General features: G+C 71.0%; 4 protein-coding genes. All 4 read right to left on the bottom strand.

All coding sequences use genetic code 11. The annotated features are described in order from the left end of the window. Positions 1–68: 68 nt before the first annotated feature. Complete coding sequence (icmA, locus tag VIU94_RS17475; protein ID WP_331912522.1) at positions 69–1769, bottom strand: coenzyme B12-dependent isobutyryl-CoA mutase large subunit; 1701 nt, start codon at positions 1767–1769, stop codon at positions 69–71. 74 nt (positions 1770–1843) lie between these two features. Beyond that, complete coding sequence (locus tag VIU94_RS17470; protein WP_331912520.1) at positions 1844–2176, bottom strand: DUF3817 domain-containing protein; 333 nt, start codon at positions 2174–2176, stop codon at positions 1844–1846. Positions 2177–2237: 61 nt separating this feature from the next. Next, positions 2238–2747 (bottom strand): MarR family winged helix-turn-helix transcriptional regulator, encoded by a 510-nt coding sequence (locus VIU94_RS17465; RefSeq protein ID WP_331912518.1) that lies wholly within the window; start codon positions 2745–2747, stop codon positions 2238–2240. 9 nt (positions 2748–2756) lie between these two features. Then, a partial coding sequence (locus VIU94_RS17460; RefSeq protein ID WP_331912516.1) for an MFS transporter occupies positions 2757–3984 on the bottom strand: 1228 nt, incomplete at its 5' end.

Genomic DNA, 3984 nt, shown 5'->3' with positions numbered 1-3984 from the left:
TACGGGATGTCCCGTACCGCCCCCGCCGTCGTGCGTCCGCCGTCGTGCGTCCGCCGTCGTACGTCGGGCTAGAAGCCCGGGGGCTCGGTGTAGATGCCCCACTCGTCGCGCAGCACGTCGCAGATCTCGCCGAGCGTGGCCTCGGCGCGGACCGCTTCCAGCATCGGGCCGATCATGTTCGAGCCGTCCCGCGCCGCCGCGAGCATCGCGTCCAGCGAGGCGCGCACCTTCGCGTCGTCACGGCGGCCCTTGCGCTCGCCGAGGACGCGCACCTGCTCCCACTCGACCTCGTGGCTGACCCGCAGGATCTCCAGGTCGCCGGTGACCGAGCCGTGGGCGACGTTGACGCCGACCACGCGCTTGTCGCCCTTCTCCAGGGACTGCTGGTACTGGAAGGCCGACTCGGCGATCTCGCCGGTGAACCAGCCGTCCTCGATGCCGCGCAGGATGCCGGAGGTCATCGGCCCGATCGGGTGCTGCCCGTCCGGGTGCGCCCGCCGGCCGCGCTCCTTGATCTGGTCGAAGATCTTCTCGGCGTCGGCCTCGATCCGGTCGGTGAGCTGCTCCACGTACCAGGAACCGCCCAGCGGGTCCGCGACGTTGGCGACGCCGGTCTCCTCCATCAGCACCTGCTGGGTGCGCAGCGCGATCTCGGCGGCCTGCGCGCTCGGGAGCGCGAGGGTCTCGTCGAGGGCGTTGGTGTGCAGCGAGTTGGTGCCGCCGAGCACCGCGGACAGAGCCTCGACCGCCGTCCGCACGACGTTGTTGTACGGCTGCTGGGCGGTGAGCGAGACGCCGGCGGTCTGGGTGTGGAAGCGGAGCCACTGCGCCTTGTCGGTCTTGGCCCCGTACACCTCCTTCATCCAGCGCGCCCAGATCCGGCGGGCGGCGCGGAACTTGGCGATCTCCTCGAAGAAGTCGAGGTGCGCGTCGAAGAAGAAGGACAGGCCGGGCGCGAAGACGTCCACGTCCAGGCCGCGGGAGAGGCCGAGCTCCACGTACCCGAAGCCGTCGGCGAGGGTGTACGCGAGCTCCTGCGCGGCCGTCGCCCCGGCCTCGCGGATGTGGTAGCCGGAGACGGAGAGCGGCTTGTACGCGGGGATGCCCTGCGCGCAGTGCTCCATGAGGTCGCCGATCAGGCGCAGGTGCGGCTCGGGCTGGAAGAGCCACTCCTTCTGCGCGATGTACTCCTTGAAGATGTCCGTCTGCAGCGTGCCGTTGAGCACGGCCGGGTCGACGCCCTGGCGCTCGGCGGCGACCAGGTACATGCAGAAGACGGGCACGGCGGGGCCGCTGATCGTCATGGAGGTGGTGACGTCGCCGAGCGGGATGTCCTTGAACAGGACCTCCATGTCGGCGGCGGAGTCGATGGCGACGCCGCAGTGCCCGACCTCGCCGAGCGAACGCGGGTCGTCGGAGTCGCGGCCCATGAGGGTGGGCATGTCGAAGGCGACCGAGAGCCCGCCGCCGCCGGCGGCCAGGATCATCTTGTACCGCTCATTGGTCTGCTCGGCGTTGCCGAAGCCGGCGAACTGGCGGATGGTCCAGGTCCGGCCGCGGTAGCCGGTGGGGTGCAGACCGCGGGTGAAGGGGTACTCGCCCGGCCAGCCGATCCGCTCGAACCCCTCGTAGGCGTCCCCGGGGCGCGGCCCGTAGACCGGCTCCACGGAGTCGCCGGAGAGCGTGGTGAAGTCGGCGTCGCGCTTGCGGGCCTTGTCGTAACGGGCCTGCCAGCGACGGCGGCCTTCCTCGATGGCGTCAGCGTCCATGCCTTCGAATTTACTAGGACGTCCTAGTAAATGTCGATGGCAAACCCCCGCGCGGATGCGCGCGGGGGTTTGGATCAGACCTTGACCGCAGCCGGCTCCACGCCGCTGACCAGCGGAAGCGTCTCGCGGACGACCTTGCGCTCGACGAAGAAAGCCGCGAAGGGAATCGTGCCGGACAGGAGCACCCAGAGGAGCTTGCCGAACGGCCACTTCGCCTTGGAGCCCAGGTCGAAGGCGAAGATCAGGTAGATGATGTAGAGGACGCCGTGGGCCTGGGAGACCGCGAAGGTCACGTCCTCGCCCATGTCGAACCCGTACTTGAAGATCATGCACGTGCAGAGCACGAGCAGCATGACCGCGGTCACGTACGCCATGACGCGGTAGCGGGTCAGCACGCTGGATTTCATGGCGTCGAGCGTAACGGCATGTTCCGGGCGATCTGTCGCCGGGGTCCTGCCCGCTTCCGGGTCAGGACTCGTCGAAGTCGTGCGCCGCGACGCGGAGCGGGCGCAGGAGCGCGAAGATCTCGGCGCACTCCTCGGAGTCGTACGCGCCCAGGCCGAAGTCCATCCCCATCAGGTCGCGGGTGGCCGCCTCGACGACCTCGCGGCCCTTCTCCGTGATGGAGGCGAGGGTGCCGCGGCCGTCGTTGGGGTTGGGGCGCTTGTCGACGAGACCGGACTTCACGAGGCGGTCGACGGTGTTGGTGACCGAGGTCGGGTGGACCATCAGCCGCTCGCCGATCTTGGACATCGGCAGCTCGCCGGCCTTGGAGAAGGTGAGCAGCACCAGCGCCTCGTACCGGGCGAAGGTCAGCCCGTACGGCTTGACCACGGCGTCGACCTCGGCGAGGAGGATCTGGTGGGCCCGCATGATCGAGGTGATCGCGGCCATCGAGGGAACGGGTCCCCAGCGCTTCTGCCAGAGCTCGTCGGCGCGGGCGATGGGGTCGAAGGGGAGACTGAGCGGCTTCGGCACGGCACGACCTTACCGACTGGTCATATGGCGGTCAGCCCCGTCTCGCCCTTCGGTCGCCCGGACCTCGAGGGCGAGCAGGACCAGACACAGGGTGCCGAGGACGCCGGTTCCGGCGACGACGGCGTGCACGGAGGCGAACTCGGCGGCGACGCCCGCGGCGGCCATGCCGACGCCCTGGGCGGTCATCATGCCCGCGGTCATCAGGGTCATGGTCCTCCCGCGCTGCTCCTCGGGGACGGCGGCGACGAACCACGCGTCGAGGCCGAGGGTGTACGCGCCGGTCGCGCCGGCCAGGAAGAGCGCGAGGGCGGCGAAGGCGGCGCCGGGCGCGACGGCGTACAGGAGGAACGGCAGGACGCCGGTCACGACGAGCGGGAGCACGATCCGGGCGCGGGCGGCGGGGCCGAGGGCGGAGCCCGCGAACAGCTCGCCCGCGATCGTGCCGATCGGCAGCGCGCACATCAGCAGGCCGAGGGCGGCGGTGGAGACGCCGATCTCGTCGGCGTACGGGGCGGCGAGGGCCTCGGGCACGACGGCGAACAGCGGCGGCACCCAGAACGTCAGCATGAGGGCGCGGACGCGGCGGTCGCGCAGGACGGCCCAGGTGGCGCGGAGCCCCTCGCGCTTCCGGTCCGCGGCGCGGGCGGGCCGGCGGGCGGTGCCGAAGCGCAGCAGCAGGGCGGAGGCGAGGAACGTCCCGGTGGTGATGACGAGCGCGGTGCGCGGGGGCACGACGGTGAGCAGCACGCCGCCGACGGCGAAGCCGGCGAGCAGGGCGCTCTGCGAGACGATCCGGAGCAGGGACCGGCCGAGGACGAAGAGGTCGCCCTCGCCGAGGATGTCGGCGAGGGTGGCCATCCGGGTCCCGTTGAACACGGGCGAGACGACGGCGACGGCGCAGCGCAGCACGAGCAGGAGCGCGACGGGGACGACGGGCAGCACCATGAGCGCGACGCACCCGGCGCACACGAGGTCGCACACGACGAGAATCCGCCGCGGCGCAATCCGGTCCGCGACCCCGGCGAGCAGCGTCCCGCCGACGAGATACGGCAGGAACCCGAGCGCGAAGGTGAGCGCGGAGAGCAGCGGCGACCGCGTCAACTGATAGACGAGCACGGTGAGCGCGAGCTCACTGACGACCACCCCGAGCAGCGAGAACAGATGCGCCACGAAGACGAACCGAAACTCCCGGACGCGGAAGACGGCAGAGTATCCGCGAGCGGGCGGGGGCGGCGGG

This window comes from Streptomyces sp. (assembly GCF_036566765.1).
GTDB lineage: Bacteria > Actinomycetota > Actinomycetes > Streptomycetales > Streptomycetaceae > Streptomyces.
This window is presented reverse-complemented; position numbering and strand designations above follow the sequence as displayed.